Below are 25,047 nucleotides of genomic sequence, written 5' to 3'. Positions count from 1 at the left end.
TAAATAATGCAATACCTATACTCCCCATTATTTCATCACCAATATGCCTTTATCCGCATGTTTTATAAAGTGACTGAAAATATACTTAGGTGAGTATATTCATTTCCAGACACGCGCTAATCCGGTCTGGACGACACGATAATGCCGGCGGCGATCAGCACAAACGCTAGCGCGTGAAACCATTGCGGCCAGACACCCAGCATCAGCGCCGATAAGATCGCGGCAAATACCGGTGTCAGATTGCCAAAAAAAGCAGCCAGCGTCGGGCCGACTTCGGCCACACCCAGACCCCAGCAACGGTAAGCAATCACTGACGGACCTATCGCGACATACAACAAGGCCAGGATCAGCCAAGGCGTCCAGTGCACGGGCGCGGCCGTTATGTGCTCCATACCTGCTGCACTGCCCGCGAAGATCAGACCGCAACTCGTCTGCACCAGTAAAAATTCAGCCCAGCCCCAAACGGGACGCATCGCACCTTGCATCGACAGCGGCGGACGCGCCAGTAACCAGCTATAGCCAGCCCAGGCCATGACCGCGAGCAGCATATACAAATCCCCCGGCACAAACTGAACCTGCGCCAATGCAGACAACTGCCCCCGCGACAGCACCAGTGCCACGCCGAGTAAAGAAAATACGGCACCCAGAATTTGATTACGGCGCGGCTTTTCGCGATACACGGTCGCGCCTAACAGCAACATCCACACCGGCAAGCTCGCCGCAATCAGCGTCACATTCAACGGAGTCGAAGTGCGTAATGCTAGATACTGCAAGGCGTTATAGCACCCCACACCCAGCCCCCCAAGCAGCAACAGATAACGCCAGCGCACCAGCAGATCGCGCGGATGCTGCAAGGCCCGCCAACCCAGCGGCATCAACACCAGCAGCGCCAGACTCCAGCGACAGGCGTTGAGTAATAGTGGTGGCATGCTGCCCACCGCCAGCCGTCCTACCACAGCATTACCCGCCCAGAGCAGCGGCGGCAAAGTTAAGAGCAAAGCGGTACGGGATGTGATTTTCATGAACAGGCATCATAAGCGGAGAACCGCCAATATGCCATAGAACCTCAGGACATGAGGCTGACGGTGTCAGGTCGCCATCTCAAAACGATAACCGACACCATACACCGATTGCAGGCAGTCGAGTTCAGGCAGGCGCTCAGTGATTTTTTTGCGGATATTTTTAATATGGGAATCAACCGTGCGATCACTGCTGTCACGCAATTCGTCGCTGGAAATCGTCAGCAACTGCTGGCGCGAATAGACTCGCCCAGGATGTCGTATCAACTCCGCCAGAATACGAAACTCGGCAGGCGTCAGAGTTAAGACGAGGCCGCGAACCAGAATCAGCATCTTATCGGCATCGACAACAAATACAGAACTACTCTCCGGCAGCGCAACGGCATGCATACCGCTACGTCTAAACTGCGCGTTCACTCTCGCAATGACCTCACGCGGACTGAATGGTTTGCAGACATAGTCTATCGCAGGCTGTTTTCTAGAAGATTGACGATAACCTATGTGATTCGGCTGGCGTCTGCGTCAATCATCACGGCCTCAGCAGGCATACGCAACTCGAACTGCAATTGCGCCTTGTGCATACGCAAGCGGAAGCGCTCGCTTACCTCGGCTATCAATGCCGTCAAATTCAATGGAGAAAAATGAAAAACAAGATTGCCCGCATCTGCCAGAGTGAGCTGGCGCAGATCATCGACCAGTTTATTTAATTGCAGCACTTCAGCATGCAGCGAGACCGCCGCCGCACGGTCAAGTACCCGGATACCATCGAGCAGTGCCTCTATTTCGCCCCGCATGACGGTCAACGGGGTACGCAATTCGTGTGAAACATCTGCCAGCATCTTTCCTCGATGTTGCTCGTTTAGCTCAAGCGCCTGCGCCATAGAATTGACATGCTGAGCAAGATCGCCGAGTTCATTCTGGTTACCCACATCGGCTCGTGCCTGTAATTTGTCTGATGCGATCTCCCAGGTGACCCGGCGTAATTCCGCAATCGACCGCACTAAATGTGAACCTAACCAAATACTAAACAGTATCGCGATCAGAATCAGACTGGCCGAGATCCAGAAAATATTTTTCAACTGCGCATCCACAAAACCAGCATTGGTCTTGTCCAAAACAAACTGCGGTATCGGAGCAACCACCGTGCCAACTTGCAGACCCTCCACAATAACCCGACTTTGCATTTGATTAGCCCCCATTCGCAAGGCGCCGAAAGACTGGAGTGCCATCCGCAGCGATCAAAGACACCCTTGGTGCAACACTAAAAAAATCATTTGCGGGTGGCGGCAGCGCAGGGGGCGGTACATTAGAGCTTGTTGGAGAACATGGTGGTTACGTCGCCTCCTGAGCGTCTACTTGAGGTGGCGGCTCCCACTGAGAGAATCCGCCGGACGAGCAGGAAGATTGAATGGTGGACGATGCGGTGGCGGAAACGGGCGATCCGTATTTTTTAGGCGTGTCTGTGCTCTGGCCAAAGCGAACCATCAACGGCAGGACTCACATTAACTTGGCAGGCACCGTCTGTATCACGTTCTTCACGCGTTACCCGGTTGGCACGATCCCGATTTTGCTGATGGTTCTCTTGAAGATTCGGATCACGCTCTGCCAATCTCTCCAAGCTTCGTCCCTGCTCGCGTCCTAGCCCGCGATCAATGACCCGCTGCACGCCGATCAGATTATGTTTAAGTCCCTCAAAACTCGCATTCTCCCGGTAATAATTTGCCATCGGCGTACTCACGATTTGCAACTCTTGCTCTTGCTTTTGCTGCAAATACGTATTGAATCCCTTTTGCAAGTTGTTACTCGTTAAGCCAGCCATGACCACCACACTGATCACCAGTATCAGAATGACGGAGAAGGAAATTTTCTTTGCTATGGTGAGTCGCATAAAACCGGTTCGTAAGCGGATGGGAGCGTTTAATGGGGGGGGAATATTCGCACAATGTTCAGTGAAAAAGATGACTACTCAATTGTGGATAAACCATGAAGCAACCCAAATGCAAAGTAAAATTCGAGTTTAAATGTGTCACGCCAATCTTTTTAATAAATACATCATGCAATTTAATTCTAGTCGGCCAATACAACTGCGCCATGCGCGTGCCATTAACACCTTGCTCCTCAGTTTATTCAGTAGCTGCATTTTTCCGATGCAATCAGCTATTGCAGAGGTTCAAATTACTGTAACTGGTGGAGAGGATCGTTGGTCGCAACGTGTCAACCAAGAATTTGCACCTCGTAGCAAAAAAGCTTTACAAACTCTGGAACTATTGGCAAAAAATGATTACGGTGTAGAGCTCGGTACGCGCTTGCCACTAGTGATCGCAGCAACCCTGAAGGCTTCATTACCCGACGACGCCGAAAAAAATAAAGTCGTTTATCTAGAAGCAGGTTTGTCGGAAATCGAAATCCGCGAACGCAGTTTGAAACAACCCTTGCGGCAAGGTGTTCATCTACTGATTGACGAACTCACAAAAGGGAACAAAAAAAATCTACCCGACTGGTTTGCGTTTGCACTCGCAGACAACATCGCCGCGAATATCATAGAAGGTTTGCAGCTCTCACCGCTGCCGTCCTATGCTAATGAGTTACCTGTTGTTCGACCGATTAATTTGAGTGAAAAAAAAGCAGCGCAAAAAATCGCTGAGCAACGTCGGGCGATTCTCGGTGAAAAGGTGCGCCTGGGTATTTTTCAGATTCTACAGCAACAGAGCGGGAGCAACTTCCACACGCGTGTAAGAGCCTATTTGCAGGCGTTTGTAGAAAAAGACAGCAATCCGGAACAAGTTTTTAATACGCAATTTGGCATTAGCCAGAATACGGTATTTCAGCAAGTTGCTGAAACTGTTCTTGCGAATGACAAAGGTGAAGACGACTCAAAACCTGCCCGTGGTGTCAATCAATTAGATGTGAGTCGAGAACCCATCGAAATGCAGCAAGCATGGGCCGCATTTAAGCAGGCCAGCAAACCTCGTGCACTCGCATGGTCAGCCAATGGATTTTGGGGACTGGCAGAAAATTCGCCGCGGATTATCGATGCTGCGCTGGCAGTCTGCCACACTAAGGGTGGCAAGAATTGCCGTCTGCTGGCAATTGACGATGAAGTTGCGACGTATGGTGGACGTTCTTTTGTCGGCGTACAAATGGGTGACTACAACGTCGAAAACTATACCACGACTATTGAGCACGAATGGTTACCGATAGTTCGTCAGGCGGCTGCGCAATTTGATCGCCTTGTCAACGACACCTTACAAGTCAAACTGATCCGAGATGCGACCATCTATATCGGCGTGGGTGAGGACGACTACCGACAAATTCTCATCAATGATATGCATGTCACCCCAGAACAAGCGGAACTTACTGCTGAGGTCAGTGGTGGACTATCGGGCCGCGACGGAAAAATCGCGCTTAAATTCACAGGCAAGCAATCTCGTGAAATGCAATACTCGTTGGCAGTCAAAACGACTTTGCACGAGCTGACTCACGAATTACAAAAGCAAATAAAAAACGGCAACGCTGGATTTAATCCCCCAGCTTGGATAAAAGAGGGAACCGCAAATTTGATTGCCTATTTGCTTGCGCCACAAATGCGGATTAATGATAGTGCGGCAGAACCGCTACGTAATTGGCGCGTAAGTGCACGCAATTGGTGGCGCTACGAAAATCGGACTAATCTGCAACCGGAGGATATGATCAAAATTAACCATCCGGATTGGTTAAAAATGATGAAAGAAAAACGTGGCAATTATCAAATGGCTGATCTGATGTGCATCTATCTGCAAGCAATTAGCGGCGACGATTTTCTGAAGAAATGGGTGACTTACTTCCAATTATCTGGCGTACCACGCAGCAACCATAGCACTGCATTTGAACAAGCGTTCGGCATCACTGAAAGCGAATTTCACGCTGATTTCAAACGTTGGTTAGCTCAGCTGTAAATCTTAAACAAGCTACGTTGTCCTAGAAAATTCTACTCCAACTGCGCCACCCGACAGGTAACTTATGACGACCACTAATCCATTCGGCAAATAAAAATGGCGCCTCCAATACAGAAACGCCATTGATCTGGTTGCTTAGTTTAGCTTAGGTATTCGGCTTAAAAATGATATTCAACCCTGACCATCGGCGTGCTAGCTTTATAGCCTTTGCCAAAGGTCGTGGCAGAGGTATTACCGAATTTATTATTCCAGTACTGGTATTCCAATCCGACACGCAAGGTATTTTTTGACAAACTCATTTGCGACCCCAGATCGTACATGATCTGGGCATCGACATTAGTCTCTGTGCCAGTCTCTGCACCGACTTCGTCCTTACCTTTACTGGCGATCAGATTCGCGTAGCCTTCAAAAGCCAGGCTGTCTGCCAGCGGAATACCCCAGCTCGCGGTCAGCATCGCATGAGTTTTATAGGTATAGCGACTTGATACGATGGACGGGGCATTGCTTTCACTCAGAAGTAGCAAGCTGGTATTCAAAAAACCAGGGACATCCCACATTAACGTAGGACCCGCTACCAGCATGCGTTTGCGTGAATTGTAGCCCGCATCATTTTTGGTATTCCAGTCAAAACCGATCGTGGCACCGACGCCACGGACAGGGCCGAATTTGATATCGCGCCCCTGTAGCTTGCCAAAATCAATGGTATTTCTGTAGACCACATAGGCTTCCTGGGCACCCGACTTTTGAGTCGCTGAAGCGGGGTCCTTGCTGTCTGATTGCAAAAAATCGACATTGAAAAAATTCGTGCCGTATTTGTAGCCGCTGACGTGGGTCAGGGCAAAAATATCTTTACTGATATCCGCCGGATTAAACGGTTCGGCAAACTGACTGCCATGTCGCCAGCTGATCGCCGTATCACTCCAGTCGGCGGCCAGCGCCTGTGCCGTGCCGAGTGCCAGCAAGGTGCCGGCAAGAGATTTGATGCAGTATGGTTTAAACAAATTTTTCATTGAATGTCCTTCATGGTTAAGTGAAATACTGCAATGGCTTATGACGGATTGCTGCGGATTGTTACGGATTTCGACTACAAAACGATCACCAGAAAGGTCTTTTTCAGGCTCAATCAGCTGTGAGCGGTGAGCTGCAATACACCACACTCAAAAATAGCTTAGTCATGCACTACATCCGCCAAACGAAATCCGCCTATTCTAATAATCTGCTCCAGGCATTCTTGTGTTTCGACCTCTTGCGTGGATTCCAGGCGACGTGAAAAATGCGCAATGATGCTATGACGGTCATGACCACGTACTGCAATCACAAAAGGAAAACCAAATTTGGCGTTGTAGCTGGCGTTCAGTTTTTGCAAAGTTGCAAATTCGTCCGCACTGCATTCGCTCAAACCTGCACCACTTTGCTCACGCGTCGACTCTACGGTCAGCTCGCCACGCACTGCCGCCTTACCTGCCAGCTCGGGATGCGCGCGGATTAAGGCGAGTTGCATCGGGAGCGGTGCCGACATGACAGCGTTTGCCATGGCTTGATGCAAGTCCCGTACCAGAGCAAAGGGGCGCTGTACACAGGCGCGCTCGGCAACCCAGGGAGAGTGCTCAAAAATGCCGCCCAGAAGCTCGACAAATTGCGCGGGACTAAGTTGATTGATGTCTTGTATAGATCGTTGAACACTCATGGTGGCTTATTTAAAAATTGTGAGAATTGTGAGAATTGTGAGAATGGTGAAATTTTAAAAAAATTGCAGAACTCAGACTGGCTCAAACAGACGGCGCAGGATGTGTCGCGATCCAATGTTGTGCGATGTCGATGCGGCGACAAATCCAGACCTGATCATGCGACTGCACGTAATCCAGAAAGCGTTGCAGCGCGCGGAATCTGCCCGGACGACCAAGCAGGCGGCAATGCATGCCGATGGACAGCATCTTCGGCGAATTTTGCCCAGCCGGATCTCCTTCGGCGTACAACACATCAAAACTATCTTTGAGATATTGATAGAACTGTTCGCCGGTATTAAAGCCCTGGGGCGTGGCGAAGCGCATATCGTTGCTGTCAAGAGTGTAGGGAACGACCAGGTGAGAATGCCTGCTGCCGTCAGGCAGATCAACCGCCGTCCAGAATGGCAGGTCATCGCCATAATTATCAGCGTCATACACGAAGCCGCCATGTTCGACTACGAGTTTGCGGGTATTCGGCGAGTCACGCCCGGTATACCAGCCCAGAGGTGCATGACCGGTCAGTTCACGCAGGATTTGTACCGCTTCTTGCATATGCGCGCGCTCGCTAGCCTCATCCATATGCTGATAATGAATCCAGCGTAAGCCATGGCAAGCGATCTCATGCCCCAGCTCCCCAAATGCCTGCGTTAGTTCCGGATGCCGCTGCAATGCCATCGCCACGCCGAATACCGTCAATGGTAATTGTCGCTGCTGAAACTCACGCAGGATGCGCCAGACACCAGCGCGAGAACCGTATTCGTAGATTGATTCCATCGACATATGACGTGCTTCATAAGCTGCAGCGCCGACAATTTCAGATAAAAATTGTTCTGATGCCAAATCACCATGCAGGACACAATTTTCGCCGCCCTCTTCATAATTGAGGACGAATTGCAGCGCGATTCTTGCCTGCTGCGGCCATTGTGCGTGAGGAATATGACGACCGTAACCGATCAGATCACGAGGGTAATGAGGGCTGGCGGATGGCTTCATAGAGTTCGCAGTCATGATGGTTTGAGTTGGGGTTGAGCGAGCGCGGCTCGCAAGTCGAAGCCTTTTTCTGCTGTCTTGGGTGTGCGGCAGGCGCAGCGATTCAGGTGCAGTGTCATCTCTTGCAAGGCAAGTTTTTTATCTTTACGCTCCAACGCATTGACCACATTGAGATGTTCATCAAATGAGCAGGGCTGACTGCCCGCACTTGGCGCTGCGGACTGATGAGAGATGAGTAGTGTGGTGCGCGATACCAGCCGACGCAGCATCTCAACCAGCAATTGATTACCGCTCAGCTGCGCCAGTTGAATATGAAAATCAGCGGATAAGCGTATCCACTGCGGCCGGTCACCACGCTGATACGCATCGCGTTCACGCTCCACCAGATGACGAAGTGAGGCGATATCGGTGGCACTGGCTGTCGTCAGCACTTTTTCAATCGCCATTTGTTCGAGCGTCTGACGCAGCTCAAACATATCATTCGCCTCCTGTGCGCCAGGGCTGGCAATGAAGGCACCACGGTTCGCTTCCAGATCAACCAGCCCATCGCCAGATAAACGTCCCAAGACTTTACGCACACCATGTCTGGCCAAACCATAGATCTGGCTCAAAGATTGCTCGGTTAATTTAGTACGTGCAGGTAAGCGATGTTCCATGATGGCATCATAGATCTCGCGGTACATACGCTCTTCTGCATGGAGAAGCGCCGTGTCGGTTAGAGTGGTCATAAACAAGTGCGTGCTGCGCATTATGCAAAGTCGTGATGAGTAACATTTAAATCCAGATTGTCGACAATAGCAAATAATGTTGTAGCATCCCGTCTATCGAGTCGATTGGAAAATCGTTTTATATCAGGTATTTATTTGACATAAACAAAATTTCATCATTAAGATTGTCAACAATATTGTTCTGCCGCCTAATGAAGGCGCATAGCGCCGAGACGATTTGGCAGCAATCCTGTCCATACAAAATGACCTGAAAGTGAGTGCGAAATAGTTATGGGACGAATTACAACGCATGTGCTCGATACCGCGAATGGCAAACCGGGCCAGGGTATCAGCGTGCAATTACACCGGATCGAACAGGGTCAGCGCACTCTTTTACACAGCACCAGCACCAATGTAGACGGTCGTTGCGACCATCCTTTGCTCGATGCGGATGCGCTTGTCGCAGGTATCTATGAACTAGATTTCGATGTGGGCCAGTATTTTGCACGGACTGGTAACGACTCCCCTGATCCGGCGTTTCTCGGTGTGGTGACCTTACGCTTCGGCGTCGCCTATCCGGAGCAGCATTATCATGTGCCGCTGCTTGTCACTCCGTGGAGCTACTCTACCTACCGCGGCAGCTGAGATAAACGTCTTACCAATGTGAATTAGCATCATGAACTATCGCCGTTCACATCATTTTTTCAAAATTTAGGACAATTGATGGAAGCTTATTTTTTAGACTGGGCCAATCTGCTATTGCGCTGGTTGCATGTGATCGTCGCGATTGCCTGGATAGGCTCATCGTTCTATTTTGTCTGGCTGGATAATCACCTGACACCGCCGGTCGATACACAACTCAAAGATAAAGGCGTCGCAGGTGAATTATGGGCAGTCCATGGCGGTGGTTTTTATAATCCGCAAAAATACATGGGCGCACCGCCGGCGTTACCGCAAGACCTGCACTGGTTTTACTGGGAATCGTATAGCACCTGGCTATCTGGGTTTGGTTTGTTCACGGTATTGTATTTATTGAATGCAAAAACCTACCTGGTTGATCCGAATGTGATGCCGCTCTCCTCCAGTCAAGCGATTTTGCTTGCTCTGGGATTTCTGATATCAGGCTGGATCGTATATGACCTGCTATGTCGTTTTTTCAGCAAGAACGACAAAATACTGTCCTTGTTGATCGTCGGCACCGTCATTGCAGCAGCATGGGCAGCGTGTCATGTTTTTTCCGGTCGTGCGGCATTTTTGATTACCGGTGCGATGATTGCCACGATCATGAGTGCGAATGTGCTGTTCTGGATTATTCCCGGCCAGCGCAAAATTATTGCCTCAATGAAAGCCGGTGAACCGGTCGATCCCGTTCACGGCCAGCGCGGCAAGCAACGTAGTGTGCACAATACTTATTTCACTCTGCCAGTATTGTTCGCGATGATGTCCAATCATTACAGCATGACTTATACGCATGAAGCCAACTGGCTCGTGCTGGTCATGATTATGCTGGCAGGCGTGTTGATAAGGCAATTTTTTATTCTGCGGCATAAAGGGAAAACACAGCTCGCCTATCCGCTGGTCGCTGTTCTGATACTGGGAGGCGTAGCTGCCTGGATCATGCCCAAACCCACAACACCGCAAACTACCAACGTTGTTGGAGACAGATTTGCGCAGGTACAAACCATCGTCAATGCGCGCTGCATACAATGTCACGCGGCACATCCGACATTGATGGCTGCACCGGCTAAAGGACTGATGCTGGATCAACCCGCATTGATCAAATCCAAAGCCCAGCTTATCTATCAACAAGTCGTACAGACGCGGATAATGCCTTTAGGTAATTTGACTCATATCACCGAAGAAGAACGTGCCGTCATTGCGCAGTGGTTTGAGCAGAGCGCTGGCAGAGGTCTGGAAACCGGCCAAAAGACAAACCAATAGGTCAGTAATAATTCATACAGAAGTCAGTAAATAAGCAAACAACCGCGAACGAGAACAATATGGCCATCATCACGACCGACCCTAGCGCACCGGAATTTACCCGCCGCTATCCGAATCTGGCAGATCCTCGACTGGGCGCCAGGACACTTGCTTGCAGTGACGATTTTTTTGCCGAAATGGCGCGCATGCTTCATCCTGAACCAGCGGTTTTTATCCCTGGCAAATACGATACCAATGGTAAATGGATGGATGGCTGGGAATCACGCCGCAAACGCGTGAATGGTTATGACTGGTGTGTTCTGAAACTGGCGCGTGCAGGCATTATTCAAGGAGTGGACATTGACACTAGTCATTTCACCGGCAACTACCCGCCAGCAGCCTCAATTGAAGCTGCGATGCTGCCACATGGCGAGCCTGACGCCCATACCAAGTGGGAAGAAATCCTGCCGTCAGTGAATTTACAAGGGAATAGCCATCACTATCACGCAGTTCAAAGCGACAAAGCGTACACGCATCTGCGTCTCAACATTTATCCCGATGGCGGTATCGCACGCCTGCGCGTGTATGCACAGCCGCAAACCGATTGGGCAGCAGCCGATCGCCAGCAATTATTCGATCTAATTGCAATGGAAAACGGGGGGCACATTGTCGGCACGAATAATCAGCATTTCGGTCTGGCATCAAGCCTGCTCATGCCTGGCCGCGGTGTCAATATGGGAGACGGCTGGGAAACCCGTCGTCGTCGCGAGCCTGGCAATGACTGGTGCATCATTGCACTGGCTCACCCGGGCATTGTGGAAAAAATTGAAGTAGATACCAGCCATTTCAAAGGGAATCATCCGGATCGCTGCATGATACAGGCAGCGTCTATGGTGGGCGGTACTGAGACATCTCTGATCACGCAATCAATGTTCTGGCCAGTGTTACTGCCCGAGCAAAAACTGCAAATGGATCATCAGCATTATTATGCAGATGAAATCAGCGCAATCGGGCCAATTACCCATATCCGCTTCAACATTTTCCCGGATGGCGGTGTTTCTCGGCTGCGTCTGTGGAGTCGCCTGGAGTAACTGTAAATTATGCCTTCCATCCAAATTGAAACTCTCAGCCGTGCCTCCTTTGCGCCGTTCGGCGACGTCATCATGCTCGACGGTGCGCGTCACTACCCCATTAACGAGGGGACGACAGAACGCTATCACGCACTGACCTTTGCCGACACGGCAGAGCAAAATGGACAAACGATACTCAGTCTGTTTCGCGCGCAAGCAAGAGCACTCCCTCTGGAAATCCGCGTGATGGAGCGCCACCCATTAGGGAGTCAGGCGTTTGTACCCATGACACATGACTTGGCAGCTGAATACCTGGTTGTAGTCGCACCGGCAGGAGAGTTCCGGCTTGAGAGTTTACGCGCCTTCCTGTGTCAGGGATTTCAGGGTGTAAACTATGCCAAAGGCGTCTGGCATCACCCACTGATTGCTCTACACAAGATCAGTGATTTCATCGTTATGGACAGAGTGGGGCAAGGGCATAATTGTGATGAACTGAGTCTGGCCACAGACTTGTGGCTAACAGAAGCCGCGCTAGATCACGCCAGAGACATATAAAGTCAATGAACCATAAGCTGCCAACCATTAGGTTGCAATTTGGGGTTAATGATTAGCCTCCTGAATTTCTCAGTGAATGTCTCAGTAAAGTCGCTCATTGAAGACATCTTGAGCAAAATTCTAAGCAAAAAAAGCCCGCTATTTGCGGGCTGAAATCCAAACCTTTGCGGTATTGGAGGAGACAACTGAACTTTATCGCGATGCAGCAAATTCGTCTGCTTTATTATTCACATATCGGTTATTGCTTTGGTGAATAATAGTTTTTCCAGAGAAACTCTTCATTTACCTAAATGCCAGAAAATTTTTGATCAGGCAAAAAAAAGCCCGCAGAGTGTGCGGGCTGAAATCCAAACCTTAGGAGGTGTTGGAGGAGACAGGAGTGACTATATCGCAGCGCAACAAATAAACCAAACACTATTTTTGCATATCACCCATTCACAAATCGAATATCAGATACGTGTTTTTAATTCCACATGGAAATTTATTTTATCTCCGTTTCCGGCCTTTAGTTCTGCAATATTAAAAAAAACAAAAAAAGCCCGCTACCTTAACGGAGCGGGCTAAAATCCAAACCTTTTACGGTGTTGGAGGAGACAACTTAAATATATCGCAGTGCAACAAATAATGCTTCTTTCTTTTTTGTATACCAGACATCACCAAAGCAAATAACTTTGGTGTTTGTATTTTCCTGCCTACAGCCCATCCACGTCCCCTTAAAAACGGACGATAAATTACTTCGTCGGCACACCAGGACGGGATAACAGATAGCGATTACGAAACATCGCCACACCCGCTGCATCAATCTCATCTTTGCTCAACACGAAAACATTTGCTCCGATCTCCAGCGTGTAGCGGCTGATACCTTTATCTGAACGTTTCTCGAATAAGAGCTTGCGACCTTTGTCGGTGACGTCGTCAGCCAGGATCTGATACGTCGACGATGATTTTTCGCTGACGCCACTGCTCCAGGTTAACTCTTTTTTCAGGGAATAAATTCCGATTTTTTCATACGAATACACCGTCTTCGCCGGACCATCTGCAAAAATAAAATGCAGGCTGATCTCATCAGGTCCGCTCAGACTGATAAACATCCGGGTGGGCAGCGCGACCATTTTGTCGGGACTGCTGTAGTCACGGTAAGTTAAGCTACCGGACCATTCACCTTGTGCAGCAGATAAGTTGGCATCCGGTTTCGGATCATATAAAGCACTAGCTGGTGAGGCAAGCATCAGACACAACATGCCTCCGGCTAGCAGGCGGCATAGACTAAAAAAACGAGAAGGCAAATAAGACACGCGAGATTTCCTTACTATGATGCACCTAGAATGACACGATCTTACTATATGGCAGAATCAGATTTGGCAGAGTCAGCATTTACGGGTCCAACTGTCTCACATCGTATTCAAATGACAGGCGGAAAAATGCTGTGGAGCGATCTCTTTCAGTCCGGGCTGCTCTTGTGCGCAGCGCGGCATCGCATGCGGGCAGCGCGGATGAAAATGACAACCAGCAGGCGGATTCAAGGGTGATGGAATCTCCCCTTTAATAGCGATAAAAGTCGTTTTTCTGACTTCAAGTTTCGGTGCGGAAGCCAGCAATGCCTGAGTGTAAGGATGATTCGCCTGACTAAAAATCTCTGCTGTCGGCGCGGACTCCACCACGCGACCGAGATACATGATGACCACGCGATCGGATAAATGACGAACCACGCCAAGATCGTGACTGATAAAAAGATACGTAAGCTTGAGCTCGTCCCGTAAGCGGATAAACAAATTGAGCACTTGCGCCTGTATCGAGACATCAAGCGCGGCCACCGCCTCGTCGCAGACTAAAAATTCTGGCTTGACGGCCAGCGCGCGTGCGATTCCGATACGAGCACGCTGCCCACCTGAAAACTGATGTGGAAAACGTGTAGCAACAGCTGGATCCAAGCCAACTTTTTGCAATAATTGCTCGACATAATCTTGCTGCTCAGATGCCTTGATCAACCCGTGTACCAGCGGTGCTTCACCGATGATGTTTCTAACCCGCATTCTTGGATTCAGCGAAGCATAGGGATCCTGAAAAATCATTTGGATCGCCAGTTGACTATCGCGTTGCGCCTTCTTATCAAGACCCGTCACTTCTTGCCCACGCCACCAGCGCGAACCTTCCGTCAGGCTATGCAAACCCACGGCCATCCTGCCCAAGGTCGATTTACCGCAACCGGATTCACCCACCAGACCCACAACTTCGCCAGCTTGTATGCTGAGATTCACATGATCCACGGCATGCACAACTTGGGGCTGTATCTCGGCGCCGACGAATTTGGCTAATTTCGCCGCGACATCCAATGGTTTGACAAAGCGCTTGCTGACCTGACGCAATTCCAAAATAGGCGTTGAAGTGTTTGCTGAAGTAGGTGCTGTCATCGCATCGGAAAGTGGTTGAATTATATGGGTCGATGTCTGATCGGAGGAGCCATGTGAATCACGCGAATCGTGCGATTCATGAACTTCAACCGAGCCAGACGATACGACGTGGCTCATGCGACCTGATCGCTTTGCATTTCGTCAGACACGGGATGCCAGCATCGAAGCAGACGGGCATCAAATTCACGAATCGACGGATTCTCATAACAAGCTGTATCGGCGCGATCACAACGCCCTCGAAAAGCACAGCCACCAGGTAAATGCAGCAAGGACGGTGTCATTCCGGGGATTTGATGCAGTGGCTGACCAACTGGATTACGTGACGGAGCTGAGGCGATTAGACCGTGTGTGTAAGGGTGGCGCGGTTGATTCAGCACCTGGTCCACGGTACCGCTCTCAACAATGCGTCCGGCATACATCACACTAATAGTATCTGCCAGTCCGGCGATCACCGATAAATCATGGGTAATCCAGATCAATGAAGTCCCGGATTCACGACACAGCTTCTGCATCTCAAATAAAATTTGCCCTTGTATCGTGACATCCAGCGCCGTAGTTGGCTCATCGCAAATAATCAGATCGGGTTTATTCAGCAAGGCAATCGCAATCGCGACTCTTTGTCGCATTCCGCCGGAGAACTGATGCGGATACGATAGCAAACGTTCATCGGGTGAAGGAATACCCACCCGCACCAGCGCATCACGCGCCATCTCACGTGCGGTTGCATGACTGACCTGATGATGCGCATCAATCGCCTCCGTCATCTGCGTATCAATCCGCAAAACCGGATTCAGGGTCATCATCGGATCCTGAAAAATCATGGCAATGCGGTCACCGCGCACCTGACGCATCTGCTCCGCTGACATGGCGCGTAAGTCGTGCCCCTTCAGTAAAATTTTGCCTCCGGCGACTTTGCCCGGGGCATCAATTAGTCCCATGATGGAATAACCGGTCATCGATTTACCAGAACCGGATTCACCGACCAGTCCCATAATCTGACCCGGCATGACTGAGAAAGAAACGTCATTGACTGCCGTCGCGATACCCGCACGGGTGTGAAATTCTGTAGTCAAATGCTGGACGACCAAAGTAGCTTCTTGCGTATGAGCGTCTTGCTGAGAGGCTGTTGTCATAGCGTCGTCCTTATTGTGTCTGCAAACGCGGATTCAGTACATCACGTAACTGATCCGCTACCAGATTAATCGCCACGACCGTCACTAGCAACGCAATACCGGGGAAAAAACTGATCCAGTATTTTCCCGACAGCAGATACTGAAATCCGTTTGCAATCAGCAAACCCAGTGATGGCTCAGTCACAGGCAAGCCCAGTCCGAGAAAGGACAGCGTCGCCTCCAGCGAAATCGCCGAAGCGACTTGCAAGGCGGCGATCACGATCAGAGGCGGCAGACAATTTGGCAAAAGATGGCGCAGGATAATGCGCGCCGGCGACAAACCCAAACCTACGGCGGCCTCGATGTACTCTTTCTTGCGCTCGACCAGCGCGGCACTTCTGGCAGTGCGCGCGTAATACGCCCACTGGACAGCAACTAAGGCAATGATGATTTTACCGACACCTTGTCCGGTCAGTGCCAGCAAAATCAGCGCGATCAAAATCGGCGGGAACGATAACTGGATATCGGCTATGCGCATGATCAGTGCTTCGGTTTTACCGCCCGTATAACCGGCGAACAGACCGAGCGACAGACCGATGAGTAAGGCAATAACGGTACTGATCACACCGACGGCAACAGAAATACGCAAGCCATAAATAATCGCCGACAGCATATCGCGACCCTGCTCGTCGGTACCCATCAAGAAGCGCAGCTTACCATCTGCCGATAACTGGCCCGGCTCCAGCCGTGAATCCATGACATCAAGATTGCCGAGATCATAGGGATTTTGTGGTGAGATCAAAGGCGCGAGTATCGCAGCGAACAGAATCAGCAACAGAATCACTAAACCAAGAGTAGCGATTTTGCTTTCAAAAAATTGCCGGACAAAGCGGCGAAACGGCGTGTCCTCCGGCAGTGTCTTTCTTGTGGTCTGGTCTGGCGTAGTCATTGTCATATCAAGCCTTCGCTTCAGAAAGTCGGACCCGTGGATCGAGCAGCGAGTACAAGACATCGACGATCAAATTAATCAGGATAAACAGGGTCACGATGAGTAACAGGTAGGCTACGATCACCGGACGGTCAAGTACGCGGATAGAATCGATGATCAGCTTGCCCATACCCGGCCAGGCAAATACGGACTCGGTCACAATCGCAAACGCGATGATGGAGCCGAACTGCAAAGCGATCACGGTGACGATGGGGATCAAAATATTTTTCAGTACATGGACACCGATAATGCGACTGTTATGCAAGCCTTTGGCACGGGCGAATTTGACATAGTCCTGCAATAAGGCTTCCTGCGCTCCGGCACGCGTCAGACGAATCACTAAGGCGACATTGAACAGGGCAAGATTCAATGCGGGCATCAAGATATGCCGTAAGCCGTCCCAGCTTAAAAAACTGACCGGTACACCGAATAACAAACTGGTCTCACCACGACCGCTGGAAGGCAGCCAGCCTAGCTGTACCGCAAACACCATGATCAGCATCAGGCCAACCCAAAACGTGGGCAAAGAGAAGCCCAGTATTGAGACCGCCATAATCGTTTTTCCGGCAAAGCCGTTGGGACGTAAACCTGCCCACAAACCCAGCGGTACGCCCAGCAGGACTGCCATCACGATAGCGCAGACTGCCAGCTCAAGCGTCGCCGGCATGCGTTCAAAAATCAGTGCCAGCGCTGGGGTCGAGAAGGCAAACGAACGCCCCATATCACCGCTCAAGGCATTTTTTAAAAAGATCCAATACTGCTCTGGCAGAGATTTATCGAGTCCGAATGCGGCGATGGTACGCGCTCTTTCAATCTGATCGGCATCGGGACTAAGCAATACGTCAATCGGATTCCCAATCGCGTAGACACCGGCGAATACCAGTAAGGACATTACCAGCAACACCATGACACTCTGTATCAGACGTCGAATAATAAAAACCAGCATGTAATATCCCTGTCACCACGTAAATAGTCGCTCCGAATCACTATGAAATAGTTGTGAGAGCGAATTTGCTTTTTTTCTGAGGACCTGAGTTCGTTGAAAGCTTTGCCGGGGCGACTCTTTAAACGGCATACCCCGGACGCGATCGATTACAAGATTACTTCGCACTAAATTCATAGGCGTGAGTGCGCTCGTCAGTGCGCGGAATATAACTGATATTCTTTTTCATCGCCCAGGTGGTGACCTGTTGATGAATCGGAATAATACCGGCGTCGTTAATGACAATCGCTGTCGCATCCTGCAATAACTTCAGGCGCGACTTGTCGTCGACAGTATTCAAGGCTTTGCTCAGGAGTTCATTGACTTTGGGATTACAGTACTTGAGATAATTATTCCCGCCATAACCTTTTTCTGGTTCATCACACGCAGCGATTGCACGCAATGGCGATGAGGCTTCGCCAGTCTGAGCGCCCCATCCCAGCAAGCCTATTGAGTATTCACGCTTGACGCCACGTGCGGCGTAGACCGACATCGGTGCGCCCTCTACCTTGGCAACGATACCGATTTTGGACAACATCTGAGCAATGGTCTGGGTAATTTTTTCATCATTGATGTAGCGATTATTCGGTGTATGGATTGTGATGCCAAAACCATTTGCGTAGCCAGCTTCTGCCATGAGTTTCTTCGCCGCTTCGGGATCGTATTTCACGACTTTCAGGTCGGGGTTATGACCGAACAGGGTCAGTGGCACCAGATTATTGGTGGGTTGCGACAAACCTTCCATCACTCGGTCTTTAATTGCTTCACGGTTGATCGCCATCGAGATCGCTTTACGGACGCGGATGTCTTTCAGCGGATTTTTATCCAGTGGCTTGCCGTCTTTGTCTGTCACAAAAGGAGATTTGTCGCGGGAAGTGTCTGGATATAAATAGATCAGGCGATGCGAAACCTTGGAGGTCATCGCCAGATTCGTGTCACTGCGTACACGGGCGATATCCGGTGTCGGTACATTTTCGAGCGCTTGCACGTCACCTGCCAGTAAGGCTGCAATACGGGTTGCGCCGTTCGGGATGAAACGTAAGGTCACTTTGCTCCAGTTTGCCGGCTTCTTGCCCCAGTAACCATCGAAACGATCCATTTCAATACGGTCATCACGCAAAAATTTGGCGAACTTATACGGCCCGGTACCGACCATTCCCTTACCTGAGGCAAAGTCATCGCTGCTTAATCCTTGCGTGGCTTTTTTAGAGACGATGTAGATCGCGGTCAGATCGGATAGCAAGAGCGGATATGGCTCTTTGGTCGTCAGGCGTATCGTGTAAGGGTCGATGACTTTTTTATTAATGATGGCGCGGGTATAGACATCGAATTTGCCCGGACTATTGACGATAGTCGCCGGGCGCTCAAGTGACCAGATCACATCCTCTGCCGTGAGGTCGGAACCGTCATGAAACTTCACGCCTTTGCGCAGCTTGACTTCCCAGGTCAGGTTATTGATCAGTGTCCAGGATTCCGCCAGACTGGGAACAATGCGGCTGTCGGCATCCATGGCGACCAGCGTCTCAAACATATGATCAGAGACATTCAGATTAGGAAATAAATTATAAAAATGGGGATCGAGTGATGTCGGCGGCGAGCTCATCGCCAATTTGAACTCTTGTGCGAAACTGGTAGGCGCCAAAGCAAAAAAAGCACTCAGGCTGGCAGCCAGCACAGCGGCACGAGGTGTGATTCGAATTGCGCGGAACATCGACATAGACAACTCCCTAAGGTTCAAAAAAATACGGAGCGCACGATGGCGTCCATCATCTCGACAAAAAATGCTTTACACTAAAATATTACAGAGGCTGAAACTCGGCACGACAATCAGCCAGACCAAAAATTTACGCAATTACAACATACACTGCGCCCTATTTTGGCGCAAGACTTGAACGTTGTTGCACGGAGACCGACATGCAAATACTCGATCCTATTGACCCCATCCTCGCATTCCACAGCGAAATACAGCAAATACGACGTGATATCCACGCCCATCCTGAGCTCTGCTTTGAAGAACACCGCACATCAGACGTCGTCGCCGGCAAGCTGCAAGAATGGGGAATACCAGTCATTCGGGGCCTCGGCAGCACCGGCGTCGTCGGCATCATCAAACATGGCAGCAGTTCGCGCGCGATCGGCTTGCGGGCGGACATCGATGCACTGCCCATGCAAGAAATCAACAGCTTCGCCCATACCTCTAAACATTTAGGCAAAATGCATGCCTGCGGCCATGACGGACATACGGCAATGCTGCTTGGTGCGGCACATTATTTATCACGCCACCCGGTCTTTGATGGCACGGTATATGTGATTTTTCAGCCAGCAGAAGAGGGCGGTGGCGGAGCGAAACGTATGATGGACGATGGTTTATTTGAGCAATGTCCGATGGATGCGGTATTTGGCATGCATAACTGGCCTGGCGCAGCCGTCGGCAGTTTCGGCGTCACCGCCGGGCCGATGATGGCGTCCTCGAATGAATTTGAGGTCATCGTGAAAGGCAAAGGCGCCCATGCAGCGCAACCGCACAAAGGCATTGATCCCATTATCGTCGCCATCCAAATCGCCCAAAGCTGGCAGACCATCGTCAGCCGCAATGCCAGTCCGCTGGAGTCGGCGGTGCTGTCAGTGACCCAGATTCACTCAGGTAGTGCGACCAATGTGATTCCTGACGACGCAACGCTGATCGGCACCGTACGCGGTTTTAGTACAGAGATGATTGATCTGATTGAAAGCCGGATGCAAAAAATCGCCGAGCACACCGCGGCGGCCTTTGACGCTCAGGTCGATTTCAAATTCAAACGCAATTATCCACCGCTGATCAATCACGCCAGAGAGACAGCCTTTGCCACGGAAGTCATGCGCTCGGTGGTTGGCGATGCGCAAGTCAATGACAAGGTTGAACCGACAATGGGCGCGGAAGATTTTGCGTTTATGCTGCAAGCCAAACCCGGCTGCTACGTGTTTCTGGGCAACGGTGATGGCGAACATCGTGAGATGGGCCATGGCCTCGGCCCCTGCAACCTGCACAATCCTAGTTATGACTTCAATGATGACTTGCTGCCGATCGGTGCGACTTATTGGGTCAGACTGGCGGAAGCCTACTTGAAAAAAACAACTTGATAGCCATCTATTTGGATAAATTACTCAGGTTAACTTACCTACGCTAAATTTCAGGCTCTTTCCCCGGAATTTCGCACTAACTTCACAACTAAAGCACAAGAGCATACTCATGGCAGACGATAAAGACAACAACGACGCAGCACGCAGCCCTTTTCTCGAAGAAAAAGCGTTTAAATCACGTACCGTACTGGTATTTGGAACGATCAACGACAAACTTGCCTCCGAAGTCAGCAAACGCCTGATCGCGCTGGCTGCCGAATCCAAGGATCCGATCACCATGCTGGTCTCATCACCGGGCGGTCATGTGGAATCTGGCGATGTGATCCACGACATGGTGCGCTTCATCGACGCGCCGGTGAATATGGTCGGCACAGGCTGGGTTGGCAGCGCTGCGGTCAATGTCTTTTTATCGGTGCCAAAAGAACGCCGCTATTGCCTGACAAATACCCGCTTCCTGATTCATCAGCCTAGCGGCGGCGCGGGCGGACAAGCAAGTGATATCGCCATTCAAGCACGTGAGATCGTCAAAGTCCGCGAGCGCATCGCCGGCTTAATCGCTCGCGAATCTGGTCAGACACTGGAAAAAGTAACCGCCGATATCGACCGCGATTACTGGATGACCGCCAGCGAAGCGCAAGACTACGGCCTAGTCTCGAAGATCATTGTCAAGCAAACTGAATTAGTGGGGTAAAACGTCGCAAATATAGTAGTCATTCATATACTGGACTCCAGTATATTTTAATGCACTATATAAGTTATGCGGATTAAGGCATGTTTTAATGATTAGCAGGGGGAGTATATTCCACCCTGCTATTTTTTTGCCTGCTCTGAACCCATTCGGGCCTAGTAAATTAATGATGTTCAAGACCCGTATAAGGCCTGGGAAGCCTCAAATTTGATCATGGTTAGATTAAAAACTACCTGTCATGCTATCAAACTCAAAACTCTTCCCAATCATCTGATGCCGCAGTAGCGACTTTGGGTTTCGCGGCACCTTCTTTATCGTTGCGCTGACTTGCAGAAGCAGGTTTTGGCAGAGCACGAGCAGCTAATTTTGGCTTGCTTGCGGCTGGCGCGGAGCGTGTTGCAACGACCGATGGCCTGACGGCTGAAGCAGAACTAACGCTGGTCTGATCCAGTTTAAACACACTCACGACCTCACTAAGATTTGCTGCCTGATCCTGCAAGGATTTTGCCGCTGCAGCAGCCTCTTCAACCAAAGCGGCATTTTGCTGCGTCACCTGATCCATCTGCGTGATGGCGTTATTGATCTGGTCGATTCCCGAACTTTGCTCTGCGCCGGCAGCCGTAATTTCGCTGATAATGTCGCTGACGCGTTTAACGCTTTCGACAACTTCGTGCATCGTACTGCCCGCCTGATCCACCAGCCGCGAACCCTGATCTACTTTGTCGACAGAATCGTTAATCAATTCCTTGATCTCCTTTGCTGCACTGGCAGAGCGTTGTGCGAGATTGCGTACTTCGGAAGCAACCACCGCGAATCCTCGTCCTTGCTCACCCGCACGAGCGGCTTCAACGGCCGCGTTCAGTGCCAAAATGTTTGTCTGAAATGCGATTCCATCAATCACACCGATAATATCGACAATTTTTTTCGATGAGGCATTGATCGATCCCATAGTGTCGACCACTTGCGAAACCACATCGCCCCCTTTCATTGCTACCTGTGTTGCCGAGATCGATAACTGATTTGCTTGCCGCGCGTTGTCACTATTGTGTCTGACGGTCGAAGTGATTTCTTCCATGGAGGAAGCGGTTTCTTCCAAGGAGCTGGCCTGTGTCTCAGTGCGATTGGATAAATCCATGTTTCCTTCTGCAATCTGCATTGATGCCGAGGTTATCTGGTCGGTACCGCTTCGGACTTCGCTGACGACTTTCAACAGACTGGCATTCATTTCTTTGAGAGCCTGAAGCAACATACCAGTCTCATCTTTGCTATTTACATTGATATGACTAGTCAGATCGCCCGACGCTACCGTCTGTGCGACCTTTACCGCGTGCTGTAAGGGTTTAGACACCACATTGGCAATCCAATATGCCATAGTAAGTCCCAGCAAAATACTTGCAACAAGGACACCAATGATCCATATGCGCGAACTTTTATACACTTCTGTACCACGTTGATATGACGCGGCACCGCCATCGCTGTTAATTTTTACCAGCTTGTCGACCATTGTACGAATTTGGGAATTCAGCTTAGACGATTCGTTTCGTAAAATCGCCGTTGCATCCTTGGTATTACCTTCATGCGCCAATGTCGACATTTTGTCAGAGAGCGCGAGATAGCTCCCCATCAGTTTCAGGTACTCGTCGAATTCGACTTTTTCTTGCGGTGAACTAATTAACGCTTGATATTTTTTTTCGTTTTCTCTGAGTCCGGTGACAGCTTCTTTAACTCGTCCTGCATACTTATCAGCTTCTTCGGGACTCTCAGCTGAGACGACTTGAGCCTCTTGCGAACGAATACGTGAGACACGCTCCTTAATTCCCATCGCCGCATCGACGCTAGGCATCCAATTGGTACCGAGATCAGTCGTAGTCTGATTGACTTGGGCTAATTGATAGATGGAGAAAATACCGAGAAAGCTGGTGAGCAACAGCAGAGAGATAAAGCCCACGAACAATTTTGCCGAAATTCTCAAGTCATAAAACAATTTCATGGTAAGTCCTTCCAATGAGGTACTAACGATGGAGAGTTGCCTAACAAGATGTCGAGTATGAAAGTTCTAATGAACGAATATACGCGTGATTATCAATAAAATATACGTCATGCAAAGCTGTAGGACTGACTTTCTATAATTTCTGAATATAAAAAAACCCGCTTGAAGCCAACCAAGCGGGTAGGAGGAAGCAAATACAACTCCGAATTTCGGTGCCGATTAGGGACTAGTCCATTCCGATAGCTGTTGCCTGATAGGTCTGCGTTTTAACGACAGCGCTTGCTGGTCTTGCTGTAACACCACGCGTCGAAGAGGCCGACGATAATTTGAACACGTCGAGTGAGCTGGTAAGGTGATCCGCCTGCTCTTCAAGAGATTCAGCAGCAGCAGCAGCCTCTTCCACTAAAGCCGAGTTTTGTTGGGTCATCTCATCCATCTGGCCAATCGCAATACTGACCTCTTGTATACCGGCACTTTGTTCTTGGCTTGCAGAAGTAATCTCAGCCATGATATCGCTAACGCGTTTGACGGACGCGACAATCTCATCCATGGTGTTCCCTGCCTGATCAACCAAATTCGATCCGACTGTCACCTTGTCAACTGAGTCACCAATCAGGGTTTTGATCTCTTTTGCGGCTGCTGCACTTCTTTGTGCCAAATTACGCACCTCAGAGGCTACCACTGCAAAACCACGTCCTTGTTCACCTGCACGCGCAGCTTCTACAGCAGCATTCAACGCCAGAATATTCGTTTGAAAAGCAATACCATCAATCACCGCAATAATATCAACGATCTTTTTAGACGACTGGTTGATCTCCGCCATGGTCGTTACCACTTGGCTTACGACTTGACCACCCTTGACCGCAACGCCAGAGGCGCTTTGCACTAACTGATTGGCCTGACGTGCATTGTCGGCATTTTGTTTTACGGTGTCAGTCAAGGTTTCCATCGAACTTGAGGTTTCTTCCAAACTACTCGCTTGTGACTCAGTACGACTGGACAAATCGGCATTACCGGAAGCAATTTCTGCGCTGGCAACTTTGATGGTTTCTGCGGATGTTTTGATGTCCGCAACCATATGTTGCAGACGTTCCTGCATTTCTTTGAGTGCCGCCAACAAGCTATTGGTATCACCTGTGTCGGTGTTGATATTCATGCTCAGATCACCCGCAGCAACGGCTGCAGCAATTTCGCGCGCATATTCAGGTTCACCCCCTAATTGTTGCCAGATTGTCCGCACAACGAAGAATGAGACAATGCCGAGAGACAAGGTGACGATCAACGCGACCAAGATAGCGGTGTACAGAACATTGCGTACACTATCGCCACTTTTTTCAACGCCAAGCGTAAATTGTTTTTGCGCACTTTCTACCGTTTTTGCGAGGTCGGATTCCAATATTTTTAAAGCACTTTGCATCTTGCCGATTTCGGCCTGAGGATCACCTTGCTCAATCTCCATCATGATCTTGGCAACTTTGATGGCAGGAGCATAGTAGGAGTCAAACTCGGCAGTTAGCTTGTCGGCCAACGCTTTTTGACCAGGCACTTCTCCCAGCTTTTGCAATTTCTCTTTCACTTTTTTTGCGCTCTCAGCGACTACGTCGATACGCTTTTTATCGCCCTCTGATACGGCATCTTTGAGAGCATCCGTTAGTCCACGTACGTCCGCTGACAGGATTTTCGCTCTGTCCAAAACTGGGTAATCCACATTCTCCGTGGTCTTGATAGAAGAGATTGCAGTCGTTGAGAAATACACGCTGACCGCAAGTCCCACACCAAAAATAATCGTTGCGATTATTGGCAATGCCCAAATTCTGCGTTTGATGCTCATAT

The 25,047-nt window shown here is 49.9% G+C and carries 25 protein-coding genes; 9 read left to right on the top strand and 16 right to left on the bottom strand.

Features of this window, described 5'->3' with window-relative positions; translation table 11 throughout:
- Positions 1–116: 116 nt before the first annotated feature.
- From ACO0LE_RS03515 to ACO0LE_RS03505, 3 genes are all read right to left on the bottom strand, one after another.
- Positions 117–1,022 (bottom strand): DMT family transporter, encoded by a 906-nt coding sequence (locus ACO0LE_RS03515; protein WP_422959029.1) that lies wholly within the window; start codon positions 1,020–1,022, stop codon positions 117–119.
- A 66-nt stretch (positions 1,023–1,088) separates the two neighbouring features.
- On the bottom strand, positions 1,089–1,436 hold the full coding sequence (locus ACO0LE_RS03510) for a winged helix-turn-helix domain-containing protein (RefSeq protein WP_422959028.1): 348 nt from the start codon (positions 1,434–1,436) through the stop codon (positions 1,089–1,091).
- A gap of 80 nt (positions 1,437–1,516) precedes the next feature.
- Positions 1,517–2,248, bottom strand: a complete 732-nt coding sequence (locus ACO0LE_RS03505) for a histidine kinase dimerization/phospho-acceptor domain-containing protein (RefSeq protein WP_422959027.1) — start codon at positions 2,246–2,248, stop codon at positions 1,517–1,519.
- Here ACO0LE_RS03505 and ACO0LE_RS03500 point away from each other — a divergent pair.
- Complete coding sequence (locus ACO0LE_RS03500; protein ID WP_422959026.1) at positions 2,242–2,367, top strand: hypothetical protein; 126 nt, start codon at positions 2,242–2,244, stop codon at positions 2,365–2,367. The genes ACO0LE_RS03505 and ACO0LE_RS03500 overlap by 7 nt on opposite strands.
- Positions 2,368–2,469: 102 nt before the next feature.
- Here the strand turns inward: ACO0LE_RS03500 and ACO0LE_RS03495 are convergent, their stop codons facing one another.
- The gene (locus ACO0LE_RS03495) at positions 2,470–2,907 is read right to left on the bottom strand and encodes a hypothetical protein (RefSeq protein ID WP_422959025.1); all 438 of its coding nucleotides are present in this window, start codon (positions 2,905–2,907) and stop codon (positions 2,470–2,472) included.
- 166 nt (positions 2,908–3,073) lie between these two features.
- Between ACO0LE_RS03495 and ACO0LE_RS03490 the strand changes: the two genes are divergently transcribed.
- Positions 3,074–4,954, top strand: a complete 1,881-nt coding sequence (locus tag ACO0LE_RS03490; protein ID WP_422959024.1) for a hypothetical protein — start codon at positions 3,074–3,076, stop codon at positions 4,952–4,954.
- A 158-nt stretch (positions 4,955–5,112) separates the two neighbouring features.
- Here ACO0LE_RS03490 and ACO0LE_RS03485 read toward each other — a convergent pair whose 3' ends face one another.
- From ACO0LE_RS03485 to ACO0LE_RS03470, 4 genes are all read right to left on the bottom strand, one after another.
- The gene (locus tag ACO0LE_RS03485; protein WP_422959023.1) at positions 5,113–5,964 is read right to left on the bottom strand and encodes an outer envelope protein; all 852 of its coding nucleotides are present in this window, start codon (positions 5,962–5,964) and stop codon (positions 5,113–5,115) included.
- Between the two features lie 158 nt (positions 5,965–6,122).
- Entirely contained in the window at positions 6,123–6,641 is a 519-nt protein-coding gene (uraD, locus tag ACO0LE_RS03480) for a 2-oxo-4-hydroxy-4-carboxy-5-ureidoimidazoline decarboxylase (protein WP_422959022.1), read from the bottom strand.
- Positions 6,642–6,723: 82 nt separating this feature from the next.
- A complete protein-coding gene (puuE, locus tag ACO0LE_RS03475) occupies positions 6,724–7,689 on the bottom strand; it encodes an allantoinase PuuE (protein ID WP_422959021.1) in 966 nt (321 codons plus the stop codon).
- A complete protein-coding gene (locus ACO0LE_RS03470; RefSeq protein ID WP_422959020.1) occupies positions 7,686–8,399 on the bottom strand; it encodes a GntR family transcriptional regulator in 714 nt (237 codons plus the stop codon). The genes puuE and ACO0LE_RS03470 overlap by 4 nt, the downstream gene beginning before the upstream one ends.
- 270 nt (positions 8,400–8,669) lie before the next feature.
- On the opposite strand from ACO0LE_RS03470, the gene uraH reads away from it, so the two are divergent.
- From uraH to ACO0LE_RS03445, 5 genes are all read left to right on the top strand, one after another.
- Positions 8,670–9,023 carry a hydroxyisourate hydrolase gene (gene uraH, locus ACO0LE_RS03465; protein ID WP_422959019.1) on the top strand — a complete coding sequence of 118 codons (354 nt, stop codon included), beginning with the start codon at positions 8,670–8,672 and terminating at the stop codon, positions 9,021–9,023.
- Between the two features lie 78 nt (positions 9,024–9,101).
- Positions 9,102–10,319, top strand: a complete 1,218-nt coding sequence (locus ACO0LE_RS03460) for a urate hydroxylase PuuD (protein ID WP_422959018.1) — start codon at positions 9,102–9,104, stop codon at positions 10,317–10,319.
- 59 nt (positions 10,320–10,378) lie between these two features.
- Complete coding sequence (gene alc, locus ACO0LE_RS03455; RefSeq protein ID WP_422959017.1) at positions 10,379–11,389, top strand: allantoicase; 1,011 nt, start codon at positions 10,379–10,381, stop codon at positions 11,387–11,389.
- Between the two features lie 9 nt (positions 11,390–11,398).
- Complete coding sequence (locus tag ACO0LE_RS03450; protein WP_422959016.1) at positions 11,399–11,923, top strand: ureidoglycolate lyase; 525 nt, start codon at positions 11,399–11,401, stop codon at positions 11,921–11,923.
- A gap of 249 nt (positions 11,924–12,172) precedes the next feature.
- Positions 12,173–12,487 carry a hypothetical protein gene (locus tag ACO0LE_RS03445; RefSeq protein ID WP_422959015.1) on the top strand — a complete coding sequence of 105 codons (315 nt, stop codon included), beginning with the start codon at positions 12,173–12,175 and terminating at the stop codon, positions 12,485–12,487.
- A gap of 167 nt (positions 12,488–12,654) precedes the next feature.
- On the opposite strand, the gene ACO0LE_RS03440 is transcribed toward ACO0LE_RS03445, so the two are convergent.
- The 6 genes from ACO0LE_RS03440 to ACO0LE_RS03415 all read right to left on the bottom strand — a co-directional run bounded on the left by ACO0LE_RS03440 (position 12,655) and on the right by ACO0LE_RS03415 (position 19,127).
- Positions 12,655–13,218, bottom strand: coding sequence for a hypothetical protein (locus ACO0LE_RS03440; RefSeq protein WP_422959014.1), 564 nt, complete (start codon positions 13,216–13,218; stop codon positions 12,655–12,657).
- A gap of 96 nt (positions 13,219–13,314) precedes the next feature.
- A complete protein-coding gene (locus ACO0LE_RS03435; protein ID WP_422959218.1) occupies positions 13,315–14,334 on the bottom strand; it encodes an ABC transporter ATP-binding protein in 1,020 nt (339 codons plus the stop codon).
- A 113-nt stretch (positions 14,335–14,447) separates the two neighbouring features.
- Positions 14,448–15,467 carry an ABC transporter ATP-binding protein gene (locus ACO0LE_RS03430; protein ID WP_422959013.1) on the bottom strand — a complete coding sequence of 340 codons (1,020 nt, stop codon included), beginning with the start codon at positions 15,465–15,467 and terminating at the stop codon, positions 14,448–14,450.
- Between the two features lie 10 nt (positions 15,468–15,477).
- A complete protein-coding gene (locus ACO0LE_RS03425) occupies positions 15,478–16,395 on the bottom strand; it encodes an ABC transporter permease (RefSeq protein WP_422959217.1) in 918 nt (305 codons plus the stop codon).
- A 7-nt stretch (positions 16,396–16,402) separates the two neighbouring features.
- Positions 16,403–17,380 carry an ABC transporter permease gene (locus ACO0LE_RS03420; protein ID WP_422959012.1) on the bottom strand — a complete coding sequence of 326 codons (978 nt, stop codon included), beginning with the start codon at positions 17,378–17,380 and terminating at the stop codon, positions 16,403–16,405.
- Positions 17,381–17,534: 154 nt separating this feature from the next.
- Positions 17,535–19,127: an ABC transporter substrate-binding protein gene (locus ACO0LE_RS03415; protein ID WP_422959216.1), complete on the bottom strand. Its 1,593-nt coding sequence runs from the start codon at positions 19,125–19,127 to the stop codon at positions 17,535–17,537.
- 203 nt (positions 19,128–19,330) lie between these two features.
- On the opposite strand from ACO0LE_RS03415, the gene ACO0LE_RS03410 reads away from it, so the two are divergent.
- Complete coding sequence (locus tag ACO0LE_RS03410) at positions 19,331–20,536, top strand: M20 aminoacylase family protein (RefSeq protein WP_422959011.1); 1,206 nt, start codon at positions 19,331–19,333, stop codon at positions 20,534–20,536.
- Between the two features lie 109 nt (positions 20,537–20,645).
- Positions 20,646–21,227 carry an ATP-dependent Clp protease proteolytic subunit gene (locus ACO0LE_RS03405; protein ID WP_422959010.1) on the top strand — a complete coding sequence of 194 codons (582 nt, stop codon included), beginning with the start codon at positions 20,646–20,648 and terminating at the stop codon, positions 21,225–21,227.
- Between the two features lie 247 nt (positions 21,228–21,474).
- Here ACO0LE_RS03405 and ACO0LE_RS03400 read toward each other — a convergent pair whose 3' ends face one another.
- Positions 21,475–23,214, bottom strand: a complete 1,740-nt coding sequence (locus tag ACO0LE_RS03400; RefSeq protein WP_422959009.1) for a methyl-accepting chemotaxis protein — start codon at positions 23,212–23,214, stop codon at positions 21,475–21,477.
- Between the two features lie 226 nt (positions 23,215–23,440).
- Positions 23,441–25,045, bottom strand: coding sequence for a methyl-accepting chemotaxis protein (locus tag ACO0LE_RS03395; protein WP_422959008.1), 1,605 nt, complete (start codon positions 25,043–25,045; stop codon positions 23,441–23,443).
- Positions 25,046–25,047 lie beyond the last annotated feature (2 nt).

Source organism: Undibacterium sp. Xuan67W (assembly GCF_049340165.1).
Lineage (GTDB): Bacteria > Pseudomonadota > Gammaproteobacteria > Burkholderiales > Burkholderiaceae_D > Undibacterium.
The sequence above is the reverse complement of the archived record's forward strand: the minus strand, read 5'-3'. Positions and strand labels throughout refer to the sequence as shown.